At 46.4% G+C, this 26633-nt stretch carries 16 protein-coding genes and 1 pseudogene; 11 read left to right on the forward strand and 6 right to left on the reverse strand.

All coding sequences use genetic code 11. The annotated features are described in order from the left end of the window. Positions 1–439: 439 nt before the first annotated feature. Positions 440–1687 (forward strand): chitobiase/beta-hexosaminidase C-terminal domain-containing protein, encoded by a 1248-nt coding sequence (locus tag U5O15_09805; GenBank protein MDZ7860938.1) that lies wholly within the window; start codon positions 440–442, stop codon positions 1685–1687. Between the two features lie 337 nt (positions 1688–2024). On the opposite strand, the gene U5O15_09810 is transcribed toward U5O15_09805, so the two are convergent. Together U5O15_09810 and U5O15_09815 are read right to left on the reverse strand one after the other, a co-directional pair. Beyond that, a complete protein-coding gene (locus U5O15_09810; GenBank protein ID MDZ7860939.1) occupies positions 2025–2411 on the reverse strand; it encodes a type II toxin-antitoxin system death-on-curing family toxin in 387 nt (128 codons plus the stop codon). Continuing rightward, positions 2411–2641, reverse strand: a complete 231-nt coding sequence (locus U5O15_09815) for an AbrB/MazE/SpoVT family DNA-binding domain-containing protein (GenBank protein MDZ7860940.1) — start codon at positions 2639–2641, stop codon at positions 2411–2413. Before U5O15_09815 ends, U5O15_09810 begins: the two co-directional genes overlap by 1 nt. 505 nt (positions 2642–3146) lie before the next feature. On the opposite strand from U5O15_09815, the gene U5O15_09820 reads away from it, so the two are divergent. Genes U5O15_09820 through brxL form a run of 6 tightly spaced genes read left to right on the forward strand, consistent with a single transcriptional unit; the run spans position 3147 to position 15914 of the window. Further along, positions 3147–3779 carry a DUF1819 family protein gene (locus U5O15_09820; GenBank protein ID MDZ7860941.1) on the forward strand — a complete coding sequence of 211 codons (633 nt, stop codon included), beginning with the start codon at positions 3147–3149 and terminating at the stop codon, positions 3777–3779. Beyond that, positions 3772–4371 carry a DUF1788 domain-containing protein gene (locus U5O15_09825; protein MDZ7860942.1) on the forward strand — a complete coding sequence of 200 codons (600 nt, stop codon included), beginning with the start codon at positions 3772–3774 and terminating at the stop codon, positions 4369–4371. The genes U5O15_09820 and U5O15_09825 overlap by 8 nt, the downstream gene beginning before the upstream one ends. Positions 4372–4385: 14 nt before the next feature. Next, positions 4386–7847 carry a BREX system P-loop protein BrxC gene (gene brxC / locus U5O15_09830; protein ID MDZ7860943.1) on the forward strand — a complete coding sequence of 1154 codons (3462 nt, stop codon included), beginning with the start codon at positions 4386–4388 and terminating at the stop codon, positions 7845–7847. Between the two features lie 20 nt (positions 7848–7867). Beyond that, positions 7868–11365, forward strand: a complete 3498-nt coding sequence (gene pglX, locus U5O15_09835) for a BREX-1 system adenine-specific DNA-methyltransferase PglX (GenBank protein MDZ7860944.1) — start codon at positions 7868–7870, stop codon at positions 11363–11365. 11 nt (positions 11366–11376) lie between these two features. Further along, positions 11377–13872, forward strand: a complete 2496-nt coding sequence (gene pglZ, locus U5O15_09840; protein MDZ7860945.1) for a BREX-1 system phosphatase PglZ type A — start codon at positions 11377–11379, stop codon at positions 13870–13872. 11 nt (positions 13873–13883) lie between these two features. Further along, positions 13884–15914 (forward strand): BREX system Lon protease-like protein BrxL, encoded by a 2031-nt coding sequence (gene brxL / locus U5O15_09845; protein MDZ7860946.1) that lies wholly within the window; start codon positions 13884–13886, stop codon positions 15912–15914. Positions 15915–16001: 87 nt separating this feature from the next. Here the strand turns inward: brxL and U5O15_09850 are convergent, their stop codons facing one another. The 3 genes from U5O15_09850 to U5O15_09860 all read right to left on the reverse strand — a co-directional run bounded on the left by U5O15_09850 (position 16002) and on the right by U5O15_09860 (position 18318). After that, on the reverse strand, positions 16002–17141 hold the full coding sequence (locus U5O15_09850) for a T9SS type A sorting domain-containing protein (GenBank protein ID MDZ7860947.1): 1140 nt from the start codon (positions 17139–17141) through the stop codon (positions 16002–16004). An 85-nt stretch (positions 17142–17226) separates the two neighbouring features. After that, positions 17227–17442, reverse strand: coding sequence for a hypothetical protein (locus U5O15_09855; GenBank protein ID MDZ7860948.1), 216 nt, complete (start codon positions 17440–17442; stop codon positions 17227–17229). Next, on the reverse strand, positions 17443–18318 hold the full coding sequence (locus U5O15_09860; GenBank protein MDZ7860949.1) for a YihY/virulence factor BrkB family protein: 876 nt from the start codon (positions 18316–18318) through the stop codon (positions 17443–17445). It abuts the gene before it with no gap. Positions 18319–18568: 250 nt separating this feature from the next. On the opposite strand from U5O15_09860, the gene U5O15_09865 reads away from it, so the two are divergent. The 4 genes from U5O15_09865 (at position 18569) to U5O15_09880 (ending at position 25031) form a co-directional block, all read left to right on the forward strand. Continuing rightward, positions 18569–19402 carry a Hachiman antiphage defense system protein HamA gene (locus U5O15_09865; GenBank protein MDZ7860950.1) on the forward strand — a complete coding sequence of 278 codons (834 nt, stop codon included), beginning with the start codon at positions 18569–18571 and terminating at the stop codon, positions 19400–19402. After that, complete coding sequence (locus U5O15_09870; protein MDZ7860951.1) at positions 19386–22715, forward strand: DEAD/DEAH box helicase; 3330 nt, start codon at positions 19386–19388, stop codon at positions 22713–22715. Before U5O15_09865 ends, U5O15_09870 begins: the two co-directional genes overlap by 17 nt. Before the next feature lie 378 nt (positions 22716–23093). Further along, entirely contained in the window at positions 23094–23987 is an 894-nt protein-coding gene (locus tag U5O15_09875; GenBank protein MDZ7860952.1) for an endonuclease NucS, read from the forward strand. 297 nt (positions 23988–24284) lie between these two features. Continuing rightward, positions 24285–25031, forward strand: a complete 747-nt coding sequence (locus U5O15_09880) for an exonuclease domain-containing protein (protein MDZ7860953.1) — start codon at positions 24285–24287, stop codon at positions 25029–25031. A 505-nt stretch (positions 25032–25536) separates the two neighbouring features. On the opposite strand, the pseudogene U5O15_09885 reads toward U5O15_09880, so the two are convergent. Continuing rightward, positions 25537–26579 (reverse strand): annotated as a pseudogene (locus U5O15_09885) (IS110 family transposase). Between the last annotated feature and the right edge of the window lie 54 nt (positions 26580–26633).

Below are 26633 nucleotides of genomic sequence, written 5' to 3' on the forward strand. Positions count from 1 at the left end.
CCTGCAGATAAAAGCGTTTTACGTTCCAGATGTTCGTCCGGCATGGCGGGATATCGGCTTCGGCGCTGTAATAACCGCCCTGTTCTTTTATTTCTGCAAGTGGGTCATATGGAGGCACCTCGCCTTTACAGGGATCGGCTCCGCCTACGTCCGGAGCGGCGGGCACTCCGGCAATACATTTTCTGTGGGTATACTATTTTACCCTGGTGGTATTTCTGGGGACGGAGCTGGCCAAGACGTATACTCAGCGGCTCAAAAAAGTAATAGAATCTGACTGAAATTTATTCTGAAAAACGACTTTTTTCATCCCTTTTTCGGAAGGAGGCAGGAATTTTGCTTGCTTCTCAAAGAAATTATTTGTTGTATAAAAAAGATATGTTATTAATTAATAATAATTTAACTGTTTAGAGATAACTTTTAACCAGAAGGAGGTTCTGTTTTGAGGAAAGCAGCTATCATCGCGCTGGCAGCCGTTGTTCTGATCTCATTCGGCTGTTCAGACGACGATTCGTCACCCACTCAGGCCGATACTGACTGTGTATCCACACCCACCTTTGATCCGGCCGCGGGGAGTTACGACAGTGTTATATCCGTAAAGATCAATTGTGACAACCAGGAAGCGGATATTTATTATTCAATAGACGGTTCGGACCCCGATGAATCTTCCACCATGCTGGCAGCGGAAGATTCGATTCGGGTGGACAGCACTACCACTATCAGGGCAAGGGCTTACAGTAGCGGGATGGACCCCAGCGCCATCGCCGAGGCGGAGTATATTATTGATTTACCTGAAGTCGAAGCGCCATTTATCAATGTCGGGTCAGTGGTTTATCAGAGTTCCGTTTTTGTGTCAATCACCTGCGCCACTCCGGACGCCGATATCTACTTCACTACTGACGGGAGCACCCCGGATACCAATTCCACACATCTGTTCTCATTAGTTCGGGTTGATAGCAGCTGCGTATTAAAGGCGCGGGCATTCAAGGAGGGTATGGATCCCAGCCCTGTGGCCAGTAAGGAGATCGTAATTATCCCGGATCTGGTGGCCTATTACACGTTCGATGGAGATGCGATAGATGTCAGCGGGCACGGCCATGACGGGACCGTTTACGGCGCGACTCCTGCCACCGACCGTTTCGGTTACGCGAATTCCGCCTACCAGTTCGACGGAACTGATGATTACATAGAACTTCCCGATGAGACATATTTCGATTTTGAAGAGTACTCCATAAGTTTCTGGGTCAGGATCTCAACCCTGCCCACTCTGCCGGATCCGTTGTCCCCCGGAGACTACTGCCTGATAAACAAGGGAAGTAATTTCGGAAACTACACCCTGAGATTGCGGAAATTCGGCGGAGCAAGTTACTGCAACATGAATGTCACGCATGTAACTTCAGGCGGCAACTGGACTACCACCGGTTCTGAATATATCCACCTGGATCAGTACTACCACGTGGTTGTTACCATGTCCGATGAGATAAGATTTTATTATGATGGCGTGCTGGGGCAGACAAGCTTTTCAATGCCTGACCCGCTGCTGAATGACGACAACGTGCTCATCGGGAAGCTCCGGACCACCGGCGATCCGTTACATTTCGAGGGGATCCTAGATGATATCCGGTTCTATGACAGAGCGCTGAGCGGCTCTGAGATTTCAGCTCTCTACAATGCTGAGAGTTCTCAATAAGAATTGAAATTAGCGGTTAATCAGGTGTGAAGACTCGGGAGGGAAGCTGAAATCAGTTTCCCTCCTGTCACTTCATTACGGCTATAAAACCTTAAGACTGTTAACCCTTCGGTAAATATACTCAACCGGCATGAAAAAAGATCCCGGTAAATCCCTAAGCCTGCCTGAAATTCTATAGATCGTAAAAGTAAGATTATCAATATTGGGTTCAGCAATTACTCAGTATTATGGTTAAAATCAGCCGCTAAAGCGCCGGTTATCACGCGAATGCAAGTGGCGGCAGGCCCTTGAGAGCAAGCTCGCGGCCTTTCCCGCCGCTGATCCAACTGACATATAACTATTTAACGAATCTCACGAAAAACTCAATAACATGCTCTTTGGATAGCCGCCCACCGGCGACACCTAGCGTAAGATCTTCCACCTCTTCATCACTCGCTGGAAGCTCTCTTCCGTTAATTAGCAAGAACAATTCTGCCGCAGTAACGGCTACGCGTTTGTTGCCGTCAACAAATGGATGATTCGCACAGAGATGAAAGTGATACGCCGCAGCTTTCTCAGACAATCCCGTGTGAAGGTCTTTGCCATCAAAGGTTGATTGTGGTAATGAAACTGCTGATTCCAGCATTCCCCGGTCACGCAGTCCAGGATCCCCTCCGAACTCCTCAATGACCCGTCGATGAATCTCCAATACGATTTCTACCGATAGATAAGCGACTGGTTGCATTACTTGGCCAACCGCCGCAATACATTCCTGCGTTTCTTCATGACATAATCGAGTTGTTCGTTCATCTCCTCTGCATTGACGAGTTGTGGATTGACAGGTGTGACGATCAGATTGCCATCCTGAATCGTGAGATGTACTTGGCCGTTCTCCTCAAGCCCAAGAAGCTCTAAAATAGGCTTGTCAAGAATCAAGGCGTTGCTGTTACCGAGCTTTCGTAATTGTTTGATCATGTCAACTCCCTTGTTATAACTATATTATAACTAAGGATGGGCTTCATGTCAACTGCCAAAATTCTGGCATTCGAGGGAAGTTCGAGCGATTCATCGCAATAAATCATCTGAATCACGTCATTGGAGAACAAGGAAAGATCCTTTTAATCGGTCTGGTTTGATGTTCCGGGATGGTTGCAGAAAGAACCTGATTCCACAGCAAAGGCACTATTTGAACGTCTTCAACGTGAACATCCTGGCTCATTTCAAGACGGTCAATTAAGAACTCTACCAGAAAAAAATATTTTAATATTATCCTGCATGGGGTATAATCCCAGCAGCATTATTACTCAGGGGTAATTCCCCATAAAATAAGCTTTTTGAAAGGAATTTCCGGGGGTACATGAGGGGAGTTTTTTGACTCAAAATGATGGTTTTACGGAATTGCCTTTTGGATGCGGGATACCTGGTAATGAAAATATGATTTTAAAATATTAACTGTGAGTGTGGGTAAGTGAGAATCATCATGAAGACTGAAAAGCATTACAACATGTCCTTTACTGCGGGGAACCTTTGCTTTAACGAATCGGTCATAGTGGCTGATGTTTATAATGAACTTAAGGATTGGGAAAAGACGAAAGAGAGGGTGTTGCAGGATAATCTGCTACAGGCGCACCGGATGAATTCTGCGATAAGAATTTACCGCGAAGTGGAAGAAAGATTGAAATGCCTGACTGCTGACGAATTCGTTTTTTTACTATCCGGCAGCAGATTTGAGAAGCTTTGCCTGCTGTGGATTGCGATATGTAAGAGGCATCAGTTCATTTTTGAATTTGCTAAGGAAGTGGTTAGAGAGAAATATCTCCATCTGGAAATGCTGGTCACCTACCAGGATTTTGACCGTTTCTATGCAGATAAGGCCGAGTGGCATGAAGAGCTGGAAAAACTCAGCGATTCTACCAGATCTAAGATAAGGCAAGTGTTGTTCAAGATCATGAGACAGGCAGGTATTATTTCAGAGGAGGGTTTGATAAATCCAGTGATTCTCAACAGGGAACTGGCAATGGTGATCATCCGGGACGATAAATTACTGCTGACCGCCTTCCCGGTTTCTCAGAGAGATATTCAGGCTGTACTGGCGGGTAAGAAGAATGGTTAGCGGCTTCATAAAAGACAGTTTTGAGCACCTATTAAAAGTACTCAGCAGTGACCGGTTTCTGAATAAACAGGGGCTGGGTAACGAGGTGCCGTTCTTTATCTTTCCGTTCCCTCCCGAGTTTTCCAACAAGGTCTCAAAGATGGGTAAGCAGCTGATGGGAAAGCTGAAAAATATGGGTATAGATGTGCTTAAGATCAATCTTTATGATCTTTCAGTTGAACTGCTTGAAAAAAGAGGGATCTGGCAAAAGCTAATCGAGATCGAAAAAGATACAACCAAAGAAAAGTTCAAGGAGATCCTGCAGGGGCCGCTGGATATAGAGAATCACCTTATTCCGGCGATAGCAGAGAAGATGAAGAGGCAGGATTTTGATCTGATGTTTATCACCGGTGTGGGAGAAGTGTTCCCGTATATAAGATCTCATACGGTTCTTAATAATCTGCAGAGTACTGCTGATGAAAAGCCGACTGTTATGTTCTTTCCGGGAGAGTTTATACACTCACCGGAGAAGGGGGCATCCCTGGAACTGTTCGGGCGGCTACATGATGATAATTACTACAGGGCATTTAATATTGCTGAATACAAGGTTTGATAGGGGGATATAAGTTGAAGATTAAAGATATTTTTCAAAAGGATATTAAAAGGCCGATCGAGGGAGTAATAAAGGCTGATGACCAGAAACATCTTTTAAACGAAGTTGAAGAATATGTCCTTACCAATGAGGTGGCTCAAAATCTGGAATCGATGCTGGATGCCTACAATAACTATGAGGGGGGAAACGGTGTCTGGATTTCCGGTTTTTTCGGTTCCGGAAAATCTCATCTTTTGAAAATGCTCGCTTTTCTTCTTGAGAACAGATCTATAGATGAAAAACCTGTCCTGGATATGTTTCTGCCCAAGTGTGGTGATAATGAAATGCTAAGGGCAGATCTCAAGAAGGCGGCTGGCATACCATCAAAAAGCGTTCTTTTCAACATTGATCAGAAGGCGGATATCATATCCAAGAAGGATATCGACGCTGTACTTCTTGTCTTTATGAAGGTTTTTGATGAGATGTGTGGATATTACGGTAAGCAGGGGTATATTGCGAAGTTTGAAAGGGACCTGGATAGCAGGGATGAATATCAGGAGTTCATGGAAAATTACAGGGAGGTAGCCGGGAGAGATTGGGAGAAGGGGCGAGAGGAGACACTTCTGGAATCAGACAATATCGCAGCTGCATATGCAAGGACAAGAGGGATGGATGATGAAAACGCGGCCTCGGATATAATAGATAAGTACAGGGAGGAGTACAGGGTATCAATAGAGGATTTCGCCGAGCAGGTAAAAAGATATATCGACAGCCAGGACAAGGATTTCCGGATAAACTTCTTCGTGGATGAAGTGGGGCAGTACGTGGCTGGGAATGTCAAACTTATGACCAACCTTCAGACAATCGCAGAGAGCCTTGGTACAAAGTGCGGAGGGCGAGCATGGCTGTTTGTAACGGCACAGCAGGAGATGAAGGATGTTCTGGGGGAGAAAAGCGGGGCGCAGAGTACCGATTTCTCAAAGATTAGAGACAGGTTCAAGACCAGGATATCACTGACCAGCAGGGATGTGGAGGAGGTGATACAGAAGCGGCTCCTGGCTAAAAAGGAGAGCTGCATCACAGAGCTTTCAGATATATACAGTGAGCAGGAGAACAATTTCATGACTCTGTTCGGCTTCTCAGGAAGTTCTCGAAAATACAGGAATTTCCAGGGCCTGGATCACTTCATCAGTTGCTATCCATTTATACCGTATCAGTTTACTCTGTTTCAGACCGCCATACAGAACCTTTCAGCTCAGAACGCCTTTCAGGGAAAGCACCAGTCGGTAGGGGAGAGATCAATGCTTGCGGTGTTCAAGGAAGTGGTGGAAAAAATATCAGACAGCCAGCTGGGTAGAATCGCTTCTTTCGACCGGATGTTCGATGGAATAAGTGAGACACTGAAATCAAATCATCAGAGCTCAATACTGGTTGCGGAGAAGAATCTGGACGATGAATTCGCATTGCGGGTTCTTAAAGCATTATTCCTGGTTAAATATATAAAGGAATTCAAGGCTGACCTCAGAAATATCGGGATTTTAATGCTGGATAGCTTCAGCGCCGATATAACCTCTTTCCATGATAAGATCAAGAGCGCTCTGGAGCTTCTGGAGAACCAGAGCTATATCCAATTCAACGGAGAAGAGTACGAATTTCTGACCGACGAGGAAAAGGACATTGAACAGGAAATAAAGAATACAGAGGTGGAAGATTCAGCAATCCTTGATGAGATGTCAAAGATGATATTTGATGACATTATTAAAACTAAGAAAATCCGGCATAGCGAATACAACCTGGATTTCAGTTTTACCAGAAAGGTTGATGGCCGTCAGAAAGGCAGAGAACATGAATTATCCCTTAATATCATCACTCCTTTTAATGAAAATTATGATAATCAGAATGTTATTTTTCAGTCCATGGGCCGCAGTGAACTGCTGGTAAGATTGCCCGGTGATGATAGAATGCTTTCTGATCTTATCATGTACAAGAGGACTGAAAAATATGTAAGGCAGAATGTCAGCGTAACACAGAAAGAATCCAAAAAGAAGATACTCAGCGATAAACAATTTCATAATAACCAGCTGCTGGGAAGAATAGAACAGCAGCTGAAGGAACTGATATCGCACTCGGAGCTAATCATTGAAGGCAAAAAGCTTGATGTTTCGGCCAGCGAGCCGGTAGAGAGGATATCCCGGGGTTTTGAAAAACTTGTGAGCAGAACCTATTCGAATCTCAGGATGCTGGGGAAATATGATTATACAGAGCAAGATCTGGACAATATTCTTCGGAGAAAAGATAAAGAGCTTTTTGAAGGAGATGAAGCATTAAACGAACCGGAAAGCGAAGTCTTAAATCTTGTCCGAAGGAATAAAGCCAGCGGAAAACGCACCACAATCAAGGAGGTTGTCAGCCATTTTGAAGGTAATACCTATGGCTGGCCGTTAATGGCTATACTCTGCCAGCTTGGAAGATTATGCGTCAGGGGCGAGATAGACCTGGTAAGAGATAGCAATCTGATCGACGAAGATAAAATGAAAGATGTACTTCTAAACACTCACACCTACGGCAACGTGATAATAGATCTGCGGGAAAGAATTGATCCCAGAATGGTGAATAAACTCAGGAAGTTCTACGGCGACTTTTTCGACCAGCCACCGTCGGCGGGCGAGGCAAAATCTCTGGGAAAGGAGGCCTCAGAAGCTTTCGGCAGCCTGGTTGAAGAACTGAAAACTATCGCTGATAAAAAACACAGGTATCCCTTTCTGGCCGTCCTGGAAGAACCGGTAGGGCTGATATGCGAGTGCACAGGGAAGTCATATAAATATTATCTGCTGGAGCTGCCTGAACAACACGGAGAGCTTCTCCGGCTCAAGGAGCAGGTCATAGACCCGGTGCGGCACTTTATGAGCGGAAGCCCTTTGAAGATTTATGATGATATCTCAGAATTTCTGAAGCTTCAGGGCCCAAACCTGGACTACCTCGAAGGAGAGGAAAAGGAGGAACTGAAAGGTATACTTAACGACCCGGAATGTTTCCGGGGAGATTCCATGAGGCGGGCGAAGAAGCTGAAGTCAGATCTTGAAAAGAGGATCGGGAAACTCAGAGAGGAAGAATTGGAAGCAGCCTTAAAGATCCTGCATGATCTGAGAGATAACCTCAAGGAAGAGAATGAGTTTAAGGAACTTTCAGCGGATGATGAGGAAAAGCTGCTGAATCCATTCAAAAACTTTGAGAGCGAACTGAAACAGAAGAGCTTGATCTCCATGATCAGAGAGAGGATCGATGATTTTAAGAAGATAAAATATCCTGGAATTCTTAAGAATATGTCAGAAATGGCAGGCGAGAAAAAAGAGCTTAAGTATGTTACTTTCAGCAAGATCAGGATAGATTTCAATAAAACGCAGCTGAAGAACAGGCAGGATTTAGAAGAGTATGTCGCAGCTCTAAGAAGAGCTGTTGAGAAAGCGCTTGAAGAGGGCAAAAGGATAAGTCTCTAGCATTATAGAAGGGGATATTAATGGACACCAGCCACCTTGAGAAATTTGCCAGGTCTGCCAGGCGTCAGCTTATTGATCAGGTATCAGCCCGGCTGGATTGGGTGCTGAACACAGACAGCGTTGAACTCCGCGAGAGAAAAGCTGCGGTGAATGCTCTCAAGAAACAGATCGAAGCCAGCTCCAGAGGGGAAGTGACCGAACGGATCGCATATATATGGTTCAACCGTTTCTGCGCCCTCAGGTTCATGGATGCAAATAACTACACCGAAGAAGGTGTAGTATCGCCGGAGCCGGGGTTCACCCAGCCGGAGATGCTCAGAAACGCCAAGGGTGGGCATATAGAGGACAGACTGGTCCCGTTCATTGACAGCAAGAGGGTACTGGGCCTTCTTAATGGTCAGGTGCCTTCCTCAGATCCCCAGGGAGAAGCGTACAGGATGCTCCTGGTAGCGGTGTGCAACTACTACAACTCCATAATGCCCTTCATGTTCGAGCAGATAGACGATTACACCGAGCTTCTGATCCCCGAGGACCTGCTCTCGGGAGATTCGATACTGCATGCCGTAAGAGAGACTCTGACAGCGGACAGATGCGGGGATGTGGAGGTTATCGGATGGCTGTACCAGTTCTACATCTCGGAGAGAAAAGAGCAGGTATACAGGAAACTGAAAAAGCAAAAGAAAGTACAGCCGGAAGAGATACCGGCAGTCACCCAGCTTTTCACCCCTCACTGGATAGTCCGATACCTGACAGAGAACTCCCTGGGAAGGCTATGGATGCTGAACCGGCCGGATTCAGCATTAAAAAAGCGGATGGATTATTACATTGAGCATCAAGAAAAACAGGATGATTTTCTCAGGATAAACACCCCTGAAGAGATAAAGGTGTGCGACCCTGCCTGCGGCTCCGGCCACATGCTGGTATACGCATTCGATCTGCTGTACGCAGTATACGAGGGGGAGGGGTATCAGGCATCAGAGATACCATCGCTGATACTGCAGAACAACCTGTTTGGAATAGAGATCGACCAGCGGGCAGCAGCCCTGGCTGCCTTCGCCCTGGTAATGAAGGCACGGGAGAAAGACAGGAGGTTTTTCAGCGATCCCACTCAGCCGAATATCTGTGTGCTGGAGAATATCTCTTTCGAGCACGGAGAGCTGGAAAAGTACATGGACAGGATAGGAAGGGACCTGTTCACCGCCGATCTTGAAACAACCCTCAACCAGTTCCAGGAGGCAGACAACTTCGGTTCCCTGATCAGACCGGAAGTGAAAGACCTTGGCTATATCCGCCAGACCCTTGAAGAGAAGGGAATGTACAGCGACATTTTCTTGCATGAAACACACAGGAAGGTACTAAAAGCGCTTGAGCAGGCAGACTACCTGGGCAGGAAATACCATGTGGTAATAGCAAATCCGCCTTATATGGGAAGCAAGAATATGAACGGGCGGCTGAAGGAGTTTTCCAGAAAAAACTACAAGAAGAGCAAATCGGATCTTTTTGCGATGTTTATAGAAAGAAATCTGGAATTAGCAGGTGAAAATGGGTTTGTCAGTATGATAACTATGCAAAGCTGGATGTTTCTGTCATCTTTCGAAAATCTTCGTAATAAAATTCTGGATAGCAGCACCATCTTTTCTATGGCGCATTTGGGCCCAAATGCTTTTGATAGCATCGGAGGGCATGTAGTATCAACAACTTCATTTGTTATAGAAAACTCTATCAAACCGCAATACGAGGGGTCTTATTTGAGACTTGTTGACGGTAAAAACGAGGAGGAGAAGGAATCTGAACTTATTAAAAAAAGAGAGGAACCCTTCCGCGCCTCTGCCAGCGACTTCAAGAAAATACCCGGGTCGCCGATTGCGTATTGGGCGAGTGAGAGGGTGCGGGAGATATTTGTGATAGGTGATTTATTGTCCCCGGTTGCTAAACCCTGTGTGGGTTTACAATCCGGGGACAATAATTTATTTAGAAGAAATTGGCAAGAGATCAGTTTTCATAAAATTGGTTTCTTTGGATTTGAGGAATCATTAAAGTGGTTTCCATATAATAGCGGTGGTAAATATAGAAAATGGTATGGAAATCATTATTACGTGGTAGATTGGGAAAATGATGGTGAAAGGATAAAAAACTTTAAAGACAGCTCTGGAAATATTCGATCTAGACCTCAAAATACGCATTTTTATTTTAGAGAAAGCATTTCATGGTCTAAAGTTACCTCTGGTGGATTAGCTATGAGATATTTTCCAGAAGGATTTATTTTTGATGTCGCTGGTTGTTCCATATTCGGAAAAAATAATAAAATAATTCATTTATTAGGATTCTTTAATGGAGTCATAAAAGATCCTTTAATATCTTCTTTGAGTCCTACTTTAAATTATGAGGTTGGACAGATTGCTAAAACTCCAATAATTGCTCTCGATCGTATTACTTTGAATGACATTGACAAAATAGTAAGAGAAAATATTAAAATCGCCAAATCCGACTGGGATGCCTACGAACGCTCCTGGGATTTCGAGACACTCCCACTGCTCAGCCCTGAGTTCCGCCACCCCACCCTCAAAGAAACCTACTCCGAACTCCGCGAACACTGGCAGGGGATGACAGACCGGATGAAAGAGCTGGAGGAAGAGAACAACCGCATCTTTATCGAGGCCTACGGGCTGGAAGAAGAGCTGACTCCGGATGTTCCCCTGAAGGAGATCACCCTGACCTGTAACCCCCATTACAGATACAAAGGAGACCGAAGTGAAGAAGAGCTGGAAGCTCTCCTTCTTTCCGATACCATGAAAGAACTCATCTCCTATGCGGTCGGATGCATGTTCGGAAGATACTCCCTGGATAAGCCGGGGCTGATACTTGCCAACCAGGGAGAGACCATAGGTGACTACCTGGAGAAGGTTCCCGAGCCCAGCTTCATGGCTGATGACGACAACGTTATTCCGGTTCTTGACAGGGGCTGGTTTAACGACGATATCACAGAACGATTCTACAGATTCCTGAAGGTTGCTTTTGGCGAGGAGAAGTTTGAAGAGAACCTGCAATTTATAGAAAACTCTCTGGAGCCCAGAGAGGGGAAGAAGCTGACAGTCCGTAAATATTTCTTAACAAAATTCTACAAAGATCATGTGAGGCGTTATAAAAAGCGTCCCATATACTGGCTTTTCTCCAGCCCGAAGAAGAGCTTTCAGGCGCTGATATATATGCACCGGTACCGTCCCGATACGGTGAGTGTAGTGCTGAACGGATACCTTCGGGATTACCGGGCCAAGCTCAGATCCAGGAAGGATCATCTGGAGCATGTGAGATTAAGCAGTGAGGATAAGAGGGAGAAGACCAAAGCCCTAAAAGAGATAGAGAAGATCAGAAAGATAATTAACGAGCTTGAGAAGTATGAGAGAGAAGTTCTGTATCCATTGGCTACGAAGAATATAGATATTGACCTGGATGACGGGGTGAAGGTGAACTATCCTGAGTTCGGAAAAGCTCTTCGAAAGGTCATGGGGCTCAGCTGAAAGAGATCATAATGAGCGGCAGCATCGAGAAACGGCTTTCCGGGATGTTCGAGAAGGACCGGATAGTGTTCTGGTATGACAGGGAGCTTGAGCTCAGGGATGAGTTTGAAGAGCTGATGATCCCCGGAGTGAATAAGCTGGTGATTGACAACAATGAATTCGGTATCAAGTACACAGTGCTCCGGGAGAAGACGGACGATAAATTTCTGCTCTATCATGAGGGGCCTGAACCTGAAGATATCAGGAACTGGCTTTTGGATATAAAACTGGCGAATGGGGTGTTCCATACAGATCAGGTATCTATCTGGTTGGATGAGCTGGGGTTGGGCTCTGAGTTCACAGATGTGCTGCAGGGACATGTAGAGTTTTTCAATGCCGGGAAACGGCGTGAAGCTCTCATGAAGAGCCTTCCCAGGACGGTAAGCGAAAAGAAGCTGAAGTTGAATATGCTGGGGGTATGCGCTTCTGCGGAACCTTCGATCAATGATGTTCTGGAAAGTCTGCTGGAGGAGCTTTCTGAGGAGAAAGACAGTAAGTTCAGACTTATTGAAAGATGCGGACTGGACAGATTTCTCTGGGGTCAGATGGAGGCGCTTTTCGGGTACAGCTCGGACAAGCCGGGCGTGCGCGATTTTGCCATTGAACTGTTCAAATCCTGCTGGGCAATGGGGGCAGGAGATACTCCCCGCCTCTATGATGAGGCGCTGATATTTCTGAACAGATGGAAAAACAACAGAAAGAGATATGAATCTTTCGAGAAGCTTTCTTCAGAATACTCCAGTTTATTGAGCATTGAGAAAGATCTTGTGGGAATGGACTACCTTAATCTGGTAGATCTGGATTACTTTGAGGTAATAGACCGAAAAATACTCAGCGAGCTTGTAGGGCAGGTAACTGATGAGACCATATCAGCTGAGGACTGCGCGGAAATTGTTCGTAAACGCAGGCAGACTCACTGGTATGAGAATTACAGGCATTCTTACGAAGCGGCTGATTGCGCTTCCGAATTCCTGCAGAAGATGAATAATATCTCGCTGGAAGTTGAATCCGCCTCTCAGGGTGTAAAGGCTTATGCTGAAACCTGGTTCAGGATTGACCAGTTATACCGAAAGTTTATATGCTATCTTAATCAGTCCGGTCACAGGACTCTTTTGGGTACCCTTTATGAGAAAATCGAGAATATATATAACAATAATTTTCTCCTGAAGCTTAACAATAACTGGCAGAGGGTTGTGGATAGTATGGATAAGTGGAGCGCGTCCGGGGTGAAGAGCCAGAGAGAGTTTTATGAGAAAAGAGTATGGCCCTATCTGGCTGATGAAAAAAAGATTTTTGTGGTCATATCGGATGCCATGCGTTATGAAGTGGGTGAAGAGCTGGCAGGGAGGATCACGGGAGAAGACCGGTTCAACGCGGAAACCGAGCCGGTACTGGGGATGCTTCCCAGCTTTACTCAGCTTGGAATGGGAGCGCTTCTTCCCAATCGGAAGCTTGAGATCGTTGATGACCGGTCAGGGAAGGTGCTGGTGAATGGTCTGGACTCTCAGGGCAGCGTCAACCGTGGTAAGATTCTTAAGAAGGAACTGGATCAGAGGTCACTGGTTATGCCGGCTGATGATTTCCTGAAAATGAACAATGACGATGCCCGAGAGCTGATTCGCGATAACGATATCATATATTTTTACCATAACAGGATCGATGCCGCCGGAGACAGAAAGACAGAGACTAAGATATTCGAAGCTGTGGAGAAAACCGTCGAAGAGTTGATGCTGATGATAAGAAGACTGACATCTGCAAACGCAAATAATATTCTGATCACCTCTGATCATGGATTTATCTATCAGGACAGGGAAATTGATTTAAGTGATTTTACCGAACCTGTTCATAGGGAAGAGGATGTTTTCGTATGGGACCGGAGATATATAATAGGCAGAAACCTTTCAGATCACCCCAGCTTGCGTAAGTTTTCGGCGAAGGAGCTGGGGCTGGAAGGCGACCTGGAGGTTCAGATCCCCAAATCCATAAACCGCCTCCGGCAAAAGGGCTCCGGAAGCAGATACGTTCATGGTGGAGCATCGCTGCAGGAAGTAGTATTGCCGGTTATCCATGTGAATAAGAAGCGAAAGAGTGATATAAGCACCGTAGGTGTTGATATCCTGGGCGAGCCGAACAGGGTGATCTCATCCGGCCAGCATACCGTGGTGTTCTATCAGACAGAACCGGTGGGGGGAAAGAAAAAGCCGATAGAGCTGCATGCGGGGTTTTACAATGCGGATGGAGATCTAATCTCCGAAGAGCACAAACTCGTTTTCAATTACGAATCTGAAAACCCAAGAGATCGTGAGAAAAAGGTTAGATTTATATTCTCCAGAGATTCGGAAAAGGCCAAGGATCAGGAAATCGTGCTGAAGTTACAGGAGCAGATAGCTGACACATCTCACATGAAAGATTATAAGACCGCGCATTATCAATTCAGAAGATCGTTCACCAGTGATTTTGACTTTTAGAGGGATTAGATATGAACTATCTGGATGAGAAGATTACAGAAGTATTCTCCGGCCTGGTGGTCCGTAAGGACCTGGTTAAACTGGTCAAGGGGAACGCCATTGTGCCAACCTACGTGCTGGAGTACCTGCTGGGGCAGTACTGCGCTACCAGCGACGAGGAGAGCATCAGCTCCGGCATAGAGACAGTACGGGAGGTTCTGCGAAAGCATTTCGTACACCGAAACGAAGCGGAGCTGGTTAAATCGAGGATAAGAGAGCAGGGCCGGCACAAGGTCATCGATAAGATAAGCGTACGGCTTAATGACAAGACCAATACCTATGAGGCCTCTTTCTCCAACCTCGGGATCAAGAAGGTGCTGGTCAATTCTGACACGGTCAAGAAACATCCCAAACTCCTTCTTACAGGAGTGTGGTCCATAGCAGACCTTGAGTTCGAGTACACCGAGGATTCCAGGGTATGCCCTTGGATCATGAGATCTCTCAAACCGATCCAGTTGTCATATTTCGATATAGATGAATACCTTGATAAGAGAAAAGATTTCAAGACCGAAGAATGGATCGATCTTCTTATTCAGAGCATCGGATTCGACCCTGAGAAGTTCACCCGGCGCGGCAAGCTGCTGCAGCTGGTCAGGCTGATCCCTTACTGCGAAAGGAACTACAATCTGATAGAGCTCGGCCCCAAGGGAACTGGCAAGTCTCATATATACTCTGAATTCTCGCCCCACGGTATTCTCATATCGGGCGGCGAGGTGACGGTGCCGAAGTTGTTTGTTAATAATTCAACCGGTCAGATAGGGTTGGTTGGCTTCTGGGATACAGTCGCTTTCGATGAATTCTCCGGGAAGAAGAAGCGTTCCAACAAGGCCCTGGTGGATATCCTGAAGAATTACATGGCCAACAAATCATTCTCCAGAGGTATAGAAACACTGGGAGCCGAGGCATCCCTGGCTTTCGTCGGCAACACCAGACATAACGTTGAATACATGCTCAGGCATTCCGACCTCTTCGACGAGGTCCCCCATCAGTACCATGACTCCGCCTTCTTCGACCGGCTTCATTTCTATATTCCCGGATGGGAAGTTGATATTATCCGGGGTGAGATGTTCTGCGATGGGTATGGCTTTGTGGTGGACTACCTGGCGGAGATACTCCGTTCTGTCAGGGACCACGACTACAGCCAGTTCTACAGTGATGATTTCGAACTGTTCCCGGAGATTTCAACAAGGGACAGGGACGGTATAAATAAAACCTTCTCGGGGCTTCTTAAGATACTGTACCCCAACAGGGAAGCTACCAGAGATGAAAAAAGGGAGATACTAGAATTTGCAATAGAGGGCCGCAAGCGCATCAAGGACCAGATCATGAGGATTGATCCGACCTATACGGATGTCAGGTTCGGCTATATTGACCTTGACAGCAAAGAGGAAATTCTCGTAAGGACGATGGAGGAGGAGAAATTCCCGCAGTTCTACGGAAGCGTTGGTAAGCCCTATCCTGAAAAATCAGCAGAAATGGATAAAAGAGCTGATAATAAGAGGGTTATAAAAAACGATATGGAGGTTAAATACCTGAGAACTCTGATAACAAGAGGTGAAAACAAGAATCTCGAATTTAAATCATCACTCAGGTGGGATTATTCTAAAAACAAGAAGAACAAGAATCTGCAGAATAATGTAGCAAAAACGATAGCCGCATTCTCTAATACAGAGGGTGGAATTCTTCTTATCGGTGTCAGTAACAACGGAGAAATATTGGGGATAGAGAATGACCTTAAGAGTCTGGGAGGAGACAGGGGCCTGGACGGCTTCCGGCTCCAGATAGATGATATAATATGCAAGAAGCTGGGAACCCCTATTACAGCCAATTGCAAGGTCAAGATTATTGAGATCGAAGGGAAAAAGGTCTGTCATATAGATGTTTCCAGTAGCTCAAAACCTATATATGTACACGAAAATGACTTCTTCATCAGATCCGCGGCCTCAACCCGACAGCTGACCACGAAGGAAGTGGGCGCTTATATCAGGGAAAGGTGGGGGTAGTGAGAACGGCAGAAAAAATAATATTCTGAATTCATGAGGGATCAATTGATCTTTTCCTCAATAGTCATCAACCCTTCTGTTTGACCCTCACCTTAAAAGAATCATCTTCTTTGTAACAGTCCCGCCCTCCGCCTGCAACTGATAGAAATAGACACCGGAGGCCACAGACCCTCCGCGGGTATTTGTGCCATTCCACCTGGCAGTTTTAAACCCCTCCTCCTCTATCCCGTCTGAAAGCTTCGTGACCACGCTGCCTGAAACATCATATATCTTCAATTCCGCATGGGTTCGCCGCGGCAGATAGTACCGTATTGTTGTCGTGGGATTAAAGGGATTCGGGTGATTCTGGAATAATGTCAAGGAGATCGGCGGTATGTTAGGAGAATCTGAAATTACCCCTCCATCCCATCCGGCAATGAGAGCCGCCATCCACCAGACCGCTCTGCCCTTCTGCTTGCAGCTTTCTATTGTCGTGTGCGCCGCTTCATCGCCGTTAAACTGTTCATGCTCAACCGGCACGGCGGTGCCCCCGTAATCGTACGTATTCTGCTCCCACGACTCTGCCACAGGATTATACCACCAGGCGTCGAGATCGGCGAAGTCGTATAGAACCCTGTTATTATCCAGGCAATGCTGTCTTATCTCTTGATTCCTGAGATATCTGTTGTATCCCTCTGCTCCCGTATACTGGGCATTGCCTGTCATGTAAACGAATGTAACGCCCGGATATTCCGCTTCTAGTACACTTATGGAGTCAAGGTATGCCCGCGTCTGCTCCTGCGTGTAGCTATTAAGCTCGGTGCACCACGACCACATCGAAACGTTTATTTCCGGGTTGGCGTCAAGAACCGCTCTGGTCTTGTCCATCCCGCTTGCTGTTTCCCAGTATTCGTAAGTTGAGATATATGTGTCGCTGATCTGCCCGCCGTAAATGCAGAAAGCGCCCTCCTCTGAAGGGAGATTATTATCCTCACGGGCAAAGCTGTATTTTGCATCATCTGATTCTATATAGCTAAGCCCGTATACAAGCTGACCCCCGTGAGAGGTGTGAGCGTAGTGAAGTTTTATAACCGCTTGAACAGAATCTATCCAGGCATCGGGGATATCTGAAATTCCCTCGCATGTATGATCTATTATTACAGGTTCACCGCTCTGCTGCGCGTAACTCATATCGGCGGCCGCAGCGATTAAACCTAAAACAAAAATAATTATAATAAATTTTTTCACCTTTATTTTCCCCATTATTATCCCTCAACTCAATAATTGAATTCTATTTTTCCGGATTTTTAGAGATCCGGAGATCCCTTATATTCTAGCTATTATACACTATTTCTTCCCCCGTTTCAATAATTACATCCCTTAATACAAATATCGCCAGAGCGCCCGCCGCAAAGTAGCCCGCTGCCATTCCCGTAAAAACGCCTGTCAGCCCAATCAGCTTAGAACCGAGAAAGGCGAGAGGTATAGTAAACACCAACATCTGTGCAAGGACGAGCGACGCCGCGTGATATGTTTTTACGCAGAACATTCAGTCAGATTCTATTACGGTTCCGTGCTGCTGGGTGTACGCCTTGGCCAGCTCGGTGCCCAGAAAAACAACCAGGGTGGAGTAGTATACCCAGAGAAGGCCTATTACCAGGGTTCCCGCGACTCCGTATGCTGAGCCGATCCCGGTAAAGGACAGGTAACGCCCGATAGCCCATTTGCCGAAATGGAAAAACAGCGCCGTAGTGACCGCCCCGAAAGCTATATCCCGCCACGCCAGTCTTGCATTCGGAACGTAAAGCAGCATGGCGCCGAACAGTATTATATATACGAGCATGGTTCCCAGAGTACTCAGTATACTTATCAAGTTGCCCATATCTTCGAACACAAAGTTCAGGACGGTCTTCATCAGTACCGAAAGCATCAGTATAAGCCCTACTGCAAGTATCATAATCAGGGATACCAGCCGCTTCTTGAGCCAGTTTTTGACAGCTCTGCCAGGTTTCGATCTTACTCCCCAGATCCGGTTCATCGCCTTCTGCAGCTGTACGAATACCGCCGTGGAGGAAAAGAGCAGAATGGCGATGCTTATCAGGGCCGATATCCTCCCAGCCAGCTGCTGCTGCTCTATATTGGTCAAAACCACGTCTATGGCGCGCGAGGCGGCCGGGCCAAGGAGCAGGTTCAGTTCCGCTACGATCTCCTGGTGGAACGATGCTGAAAACAGGCCGGTAACCGAGAGCAGAAGAACCAGAAGGGGGGCAATGGAAAGTGTTGCGAAGAAGGCCACCGCCCCTGCCAGGGTAAAGATATCGTCCTCGAATATATTCCATACCGCCTTCTTCAGCATCAGCAGCACACCCGGGATCTTTACCGAACGGTCCTTTGATTCTGACATAATTATTCTCCCCTGGATCAATCTGCCGGTTCAGAATTCACACGTAGCTGGATCCAACAGAATGATTTTATTTGATATGAGGTGCTCTTTCAAGATTAATCGGCTTTGGGAGGCATTAAGGTAAAGATATTTAAATAACACTTTACAACTAAATGCGATACGGATAAAATGCCAATGTTTCTTAAGCGGACGAAATATCTAATAATCAGGATATCTGGAAACCGAGTATACATAGTTATGTGTATGAACCAAGAAATGGAATCGAGTGACAATGGCAGAGAAACAACCAGACGAAATATTGGGATCGCACCCTGAAGCTGATGCGTTTGGTTGTCATACTCAGGCAAAAGACACGAATACAAATTCAGATGTTCCGCATCGCGCTCTGAGCCAGGATGATGGAAGCCGTAATGACACGGTGGGGCAGCTCCGAAAAGCGTTAATCCGGCATCATACCAGCGTGGAAATGCGAGCGCGAGATCAGCGAAAGAGAGAGGATCTGCGTCAGCTTGGCTACCCCGTATCCGACGCAGGGACGCACAGATTCCCGCATGCCGACAAAACCCGAAAGGGCAACTTGGCCGAAGTGTTTCTCGCGGAATATATTGGTGCAGGCGCGGATGCCGACCTACCCATCTACCGCCTCCGATACAACCCCAATGTCGAACAATCCATGAAAGGTGATGACGTTTTAGCGTTCGATTTTCATTCTAAGCGGGTGCGCATCCTTGTGGGAGAGGCCAAATTTCGTGGCACCTCATCGAAAGCGGCCGTCCAAGAGATTGTGGCAGGTCTTGTTCGATCACACCAAGCAGGATTACCGGCATCTCTTCAGTTTGTTGCCGACCGACTTTTCGAAATGAAAAATATAGACCTCGGTCGCCGAGTCGAAAACTGCGCCCTCTTGATGGCACAGGGGAAGCTCGATCTGCAATACGTTGGTTTGCTCTTGAGCAATACAAATAGTAAGGCGAATGTAGACCGGCACACCAATAGTGAACTGCGGAATCTCGTCATGATCTCTCTGGGAATTGATGACCCCAGTAGTCTCGTCCGCGACTGTTTTGACGGGATTGAGGAGGATGCCTGTGGCGATTCCGACTGACATTGCCCGCAACATTCTTGAGGATTATCGAACATCGAGAATCAAGAACCTGTTCGCACAATCGAACGCGAGCCATGTTCTCTATGAAGTGGGCGAGGATGAAGGTAATTTCCCCCGATTTGATCCCGCTCTTATCGACAAAGTCACGATGTCGGCCTATTCGATTCTCGCTGCGGGTGTAAGCCTTGCCGAGGAAGTGCCCTCGCCGGAGGCAATTGCGGCAATGGAAGAAGCCGCCACCCTTCTGAATAACGTACATCTGCCGCGTGCGCAGAACGATCCGGCAAGTGGGTTCCATATCCTCGTGGCATCAATGGCCTTTTATGCATCAGGGCAGTACTCACGGGCCTTTGTATCAATACGAAAGGTCGAGGCTCAGACGGACCTCGCGCGTATGGTCGCTTTGTTCATTCGGAAACGTCCGAATGAACTGATCGGGCAACTGAACCCGTATCTCCTAGCAGACCTGAGCGATTTCAATGACCCTTGGACTATTTGCGACCATGCTGTGACGACCGCGATTGCCAGATCCCTCTCGCTGATTCTTGAATATTTCGCTACTGGGGAATCGCGGCACCTTGAGACAGCAGGCAGCACATTGAATATTGCTATGCGTCTTGCCCAGGATTACGAATCCCCAGCACTATGGTGGATCGCACGGCTTCTGCGTCTGATGATTCGGGGAAATGGCGATGCGTCATTGTGGCGTATTCTGCCGCCATTCTTTCCGGATGACTTGTCATTGCTGCGCCGATACATCCGACTGCTCTTGTTTAGCAAGCAATCCATCACGGAACTGTGGTGTTCTCAGCGCGAAGCCGTCCCTGTCGCTCTGGATCGGACAAGGCATGGCGCTGTGATAAACATGCGAACAAGTTCTGGTAAGACACGCGTCGCCGAACTGGCGATCCTTCAAGCCCTGCATGCCGATCCAAATGCAAAGATCCTGTATCTTGCTCCCTTCAGGTCTCTTGCATTGGAGATTGAGCAGACACTTGGTCAGGTCTTTGACTGGTGTGGGTTTCATGTTTCCCATTTATACGGAGGCTTTCGACTCAGTTCCGTAGACAGGCAATTGGCGGAAGATTCAACCATCACCATCGCAACTCCCGAAAAAGCCAGGGCCATTTTACGATCTTCGCCGGAGCTTTTTGATAACGTAAAGCTGATTGTGGTCGACGAAGGACACCTCATTGGGGCAAACGAGCGGTTGGTCAAGAATGAGCTGTTCTTGGATCATCTACGATTCATCGCCAGTGTCACTGATTGCCGGATAATGATGTTGTCAGCGGTTCTTCCAAATCCAGCGCATCTCGCCGAGTGGGTTACTGGCGACTCCGAAAATGTTGTTCGTTCGGAATGGAAGCCATCGGCAGAGAGATTCGGACTGCTTCGATGGCAAGGCGATAACGTTCGCATTGATTGGCGTGGCGACTTTGAGTCGTTCAACCCCCGGTTCGTCCAATCTGGCCCACTGGGCTGGGGAAGACGCCGGAAGCCCTTTCCCAATAATAAGAACGAGGCTATTGCCGCAACTGCTGTTCGATTGGCCTCTGTGGGACCAGTCATGATTTTCTCGGCACGCGCCAACAGCATCCCGGGGCTGGCGAAGGCAGTCCTTTTGGCCCTTGGAGAAAATCCGGAAGAACACCGATGGCCAGAAGTGATCTGGAAAGCATTTCATGCAACGTGCGAAGAAGAGCTTCCCGGGAATGCTATTGAATTGAAGGCAGCACAATATGGTGTTATTTGCCACAGCAACCGTCTTCCGACTCAAGTTCGCATGGCAACGGAACGGCTGATGCGGTCAGTGCCACCCAAAATCATCATCGCCTCATCGACGCTGGCACAGGGGGTCAATATAGGAATTTCTAGCGTGATCGTTGCCACTCCGTATCAAAGAAGGCACCCCATCGGTCATCGGGACTTCTGGAATATTTGTGGACGTGCCGGACGCGCATTCGTGGATGGCGAGGGGAAGATTCTGTTCGCAATCGATGAAACAAGACAAGCGTGGCAGATTCGGAAAGATCGGCAATTGGCTGAAAAGTATTTCGGTGCTGCGAATGCTGATCCCGTTGAGAGTGGATTGCTGTTTGTGCTCCATCTCATTCGCAATATTGCAAAGAAAGCTGGTGTCAATTTCAACCAATTGATGACCATGGTTGCCGAGAATGACTTTTCTGGGTTGGGCGAGGACGCCGCCAGATGTTCGGGGATTCTTGATCTCATTGACGATGGTTTGCTGGCACTTCAGGAGGACGCGAAAGCAAACCCAGGAAACGAGGAGCCTGAAAATTGGGCGGATAATGTGTTTCGCGGTTCATTGGCTGCTATTCAATCCGAAGATGGCAAATTCAATCTCACCAAAGATGAATTCCTGAAGTTCATACAAACGCGGGCTGAGAACATTCTTCGAACGTGTCCAGATTCCGGAGAGCGCAAAGCATACGTTGTAACAGGATTGCCTTTGTCGGCAGCGAAGAATCTATATCGGGACAGGGATGAGTTTCTCCAAAAGGCTCAAGAAATCGCCGACGCTGAACAGTCGATTCAGTCCATTGTTGAGTTCGTCGCATGGCTGGAAGAATGGGCTCGTGAGCACTCGACCGCCGTTGTCGAGGAGCTCCCGGAAAACGAAATAATGGATCTGGTTCGTGAACCGTGGGTCGCCGGGACGCCCATGCGCGATATTCTTGACGAGACAGCCAGTGCCGATGCCATCTGCAAGAATATTTACGGTTATCAAGTCCCTTGGCTTGTCCATGCAGCTGCGCAGCAAATAAGAAAAATGGGGAATGAGGAACTCTCCGATACCCTGGCGTCGGTGGCACTACTGGTCGAACTTGGTGTTCCCAACGAAGCCGCCGCATGGATCTTCCTGGCAGGTATTCGCTCACGTGCTGCTTCAACGGAATTGGCCCAATGTGGCGTCGATCTCGGTAGATCTCCATCGACCGTTCGGAGACGGCTCCGAGACAAAGAAACATTGGATGAGCTGGCATCATGCGTAAGCGAATCAACGCAGGCATGGCTGGAACTTCACTGGGCTGAATCCGCCCGAGAAAAGGTCAATCTGCCTAAATTCCCGTCCTTTGAGGCCGAAAAGATAGAAAGCCATGACACGCTCCTCGTTCGCACAGATGGGGACAGAACGTATCTCTGTTCCCCAGATGGTAGACAACGGATGGCCGTCAAAGTGTCGAAAAAGTGGCCATTTGATCGAGTTACCGACGACTATCGGTTTTCGTTTGTGAAGTATGACGGAAGATTTCAGTTCACTATTCGATCCCCCAAGGATATTGTCGATTAGGGGAGTTTCAAGAATAGGTCAATTCGCATAACTGTTGAAAAAAATGGAAAAACACATAACAGTGCCATGCACACGGACGGGAATTCTGCTACGCTCCATTCCCGCCGGTGATGGCCAACGATGGCGCGGACGCTTCGCGGGGGGTTTTTGGTTGAAAAACTGATGGAAAGTGTATAAGATAAAAAAAGCTTAACGGGGAAATAGGAGGCGCTCAGCTTCGCGCCATCGGGCTTTGAGGATTACCATCCGCATTCTGTCCGTCGCTAAAGCGCCGGCCATCATGCGCCTGCAGCGGGCGGTAGGCCCTGCGAGCAAGCTCGCGGCCTCTCCCGCCGCCTATCCGTAAACCGTTTTACTTTAATTACTTGAGGAAAAAGAATGTTAGAAAAAGACATAGAAAATCTGATAGCAATGTACCCGGAAGAAATATTTAAAGGAGAAGGATTTAAGCTTATTGAGCAACAGTATTCGGTTGAAGGCAAGAGAATAGATATTCTTTTTGAAGATGGTGTTGGTAGGAAAGTTATTGTTGAAGTAAAAAGAGGAATCTTAAATCGTAATGCCTCGGGGCAAATAGCTGAATATTATGGAAGATTAAAAAGTAAAAATAAAGATACATTTTATGAAATGATATTATGCGCAAATGTGATTCCTAAAGAAAGGCGATTATTTTTAGAAAATATTGGGATTGAGTGTAAAGAGCTTGGTATAGCATTTATTTCAGAACTATCAAAAAAATATGACTATACATTTATTGATGATCGGCCATCATATCAAAATAAACAGCGTGCAAATAATAAAATTACATCACACTATTCTATCGACTCAAATACTGAAGATATTTCTACATGGATTTTTCAGGGTAATCCACAAAGGTATGATATTTTGAACTCATTATCAGATAATGAGATTGGCAATAATATACATTGGTCTGTCAATCAGCATAAAAGAAAAATTAAAAAAAACCATATAGGATTGATCTGGATGTCTGGTAAAGATGCTGGAATCTATGCTCTTACTCGGATAGAAACGGATCCAGCGTTAAGGAAGGATCATCCAGCAGAAAGAAAGTACTGGTTGAATGATTCTGAAAAAGAGGAAGCTGTAAGGGTTGAAATGACAATTTTGAAAAGGTTGCTGAATAAACCAATTTTAAAAAAAGATTTATTGAAAATTAATGAATTGAATAATTTATCAATTCTTCGTCACTACCAGGGAACGAATTTCCCTGTAAAAGATACTGAATGGAAAATAATATCTCAGTTAATATAAAAGTCGTATAACAACGCAATCAACCTGACCAAAAACGCGCATCGATTGTTTTATCGTATTTGCTTAGAGGTAGCGACTGAGAATATAAAGGTTCACTATCCGTTTAGTTTTTGGCGGGTTATCGCAGGCGTTATACGGAAAACAGATAAGAACTTATTCAGTTAAAAATATTTAAATAACACTTTACAACTAAATGTGATACCGATAAAATGCCAATGTTTCTTATGCGGACGAAATATCTAATAATCAGGATATCTGGAAACCGGATATACATAAGTTATAACACTGAGGTTGAAGATGAAAGATTTCATCGCAATCGATTTCGAAACAGCCAATCCAAAGAGGGTGAGTGCTTGTGCAATTGGGTATGCTAGAGTATCCAATGGGGATATTGTTGAATCAAAAGGGTATCTTATCAAACCTGTTGGAGGGCATGCACCGTTCCAGTCAAAGATTCATGGGATAAAAGAAGAGCATACATGTAGTCAGCCAGAGTTCTGTGCTCTCTATCCTATTATTGCTGGTATCTTTGATTCACCATTGGTTGCGCATAGTCTATTTGATGAACAGGTACTCAGAGCACTTGCCCGATACTTCGGAATAGCCATTAATTTTATTTATCATGATACTAGTTCCATGGCAAAAATGCGCTTGCCTGATCTCAAGAACCATAAACTTAAGACTTTGGTGAAATATTTCAAGCTTCCCACTTTCAAGCATCATGATGCAAAGGAAGATGCTATTGCATGTGCTAGAGTATATTTAAAGTTACAAGATCTTGATCAAGATAATCCTGTTCAAATTGCAGGTGACAGCAAGACTGAATTCAAAGGACTAATTAGCGATATTCTCGAAGACGATGTTGTCGATTATAAAGAAGCATATCAGCTACTCTACTGGCTTGAGGATCACAGAGATATTGCAAAAGAATATGAGGAGCTTACCGAAACAACCAGGCGATTTTTGCAGGATGATGTGCTAGACAACATAGAGGCTAAGGCACTGAGAATGATGTTGTTGTACATCCGTGATAAAATATTTTAGCAGTTGGATAAGTGGTGTTATAACTCCTATGAGGCCTATTTTTGTCAACAGATAAAATGATTCTGTTCCCCGGCGATTTTATCGCCGGGTTGTTTAATTATACATAAGACCGTTTCCCGACTTTGTTTCATGTTAAGGGGAGCAGGGTTGTGCCCTGCACCAAACTCCTATATTGGTTCCGGCTCATCGGTGATGAACCTGCGAAGCGGAAGCTTCACGACCAAGAAACACATCAGTTCCCTTATGCCGGATCAATCGAACGGATGGCTGAGTGCCAGAGCACTCTCCAGTTAACGTACGACCCGGGGAAGGGGCAGGAGGCACGATCCTTGTACATATGTATCCGGAGCGGAGCGGTCATCCAATCTATCGCGAAGGCTCATGATTTAAGTCTCGAGTACCTGGGTTGTGATCTTGGTCACAGACATTGTCCCTGTCTTATGGTACTGAGCCGGATCATCATCTGTTACTCCAGTTAGACATTTGGCTTGACCGCCCCCTCCTCTTAAGTCCCAAGAAATTTATTCATATCAAAGGCCTTCTTTCTCTTGAGTATGTAATAGACAGCTCTGCCCAGCCTGTGTGCGAGGATGCTGAGAGATTTTGCCTTGCCATGTTTTCTCTCGAGTCTTTTTCTGTATTTCATTCCCGCCGGGTTGTCCTTTAGAAAAAGTACGGCAGCTTCAGAGAACGCCCACTTCAAGTGCATGTTTCCGATCTTACGTCCGGAACTCCCATACCTCTTTCCCGCCGACTCGCGGGCGCATGCCACGAGCCGGGAATAAGAGACAAAGTCCTGGACCCTGGGAAAACGATTGATGTCACCGATCTCGTAGAGGATCACCATAGAGATGATTTTCCCCACTCCATGGATACTTTGTAAAAGATATAGAGCCTGGGGGTCGTGATACCGGGCGGTACGCAGTATATGTCTCTCCAGATTTGTCAGCAGCTGGCTGAGGTGATTGATCAGTTCGAGATCAGTTTCGATGCTTCGTCGGACTTGGGGATCGCTGAACTGTTCGGCAATACCCTGCTGATGGATCTTCCGGGCTATCTTTTTTCCGAACTCAGGTAGGTTGTATTGAGCATTGGTGTTCTGAATGTGAGCGAGCAGATCGGAGCGTTTTCGCATGAGGTAGTTTCTACGCCTCATGAGGTCCCGGGTTGATCTCATCTTAGCCGGATAGACATAAGCCATAGGGATCATGCCGCTTCTTAGAAGTCCGGCGATCTTTCTGGGATCGATACGGTCATTTTTAGCCTTTCCTCCGTGTATAGCTTTCATGTATAATGAGCCCCGAGGACAAAAGGGATGTTCTCTGCAGCGCATAGATCGGCAAGCCAATAACAGGAAAACATACATTCAGCTGCAACGGCGATATCTTCCCGGTATGGGGCGATAGTGTTTAGGAAGCACCCGGGCTCTGCGCGCGTGTTGCAGTGTACGAGGACTTCCCCGTGGTTGTCTAGGATGCAGATGTAAATTGATCTTGCGTGAAGGTCGATACCGCAGTAGAATTTATGCTCTTGAGTATAGAATCTCATAGAGGTCTCCTCCTTTACGGGTTAAGGTTGGTAGCTTCCCATCATACCACTTTG

The organism is Candidatus Krumholzibacteriota bacterium (assembly GCA_034520215.1).
Lineage (GTDB): Bacteria > Krumholzibacteriota > Krumholzibacteriia > Krumholzibacteriales > WJIX01 > JAGHBT01.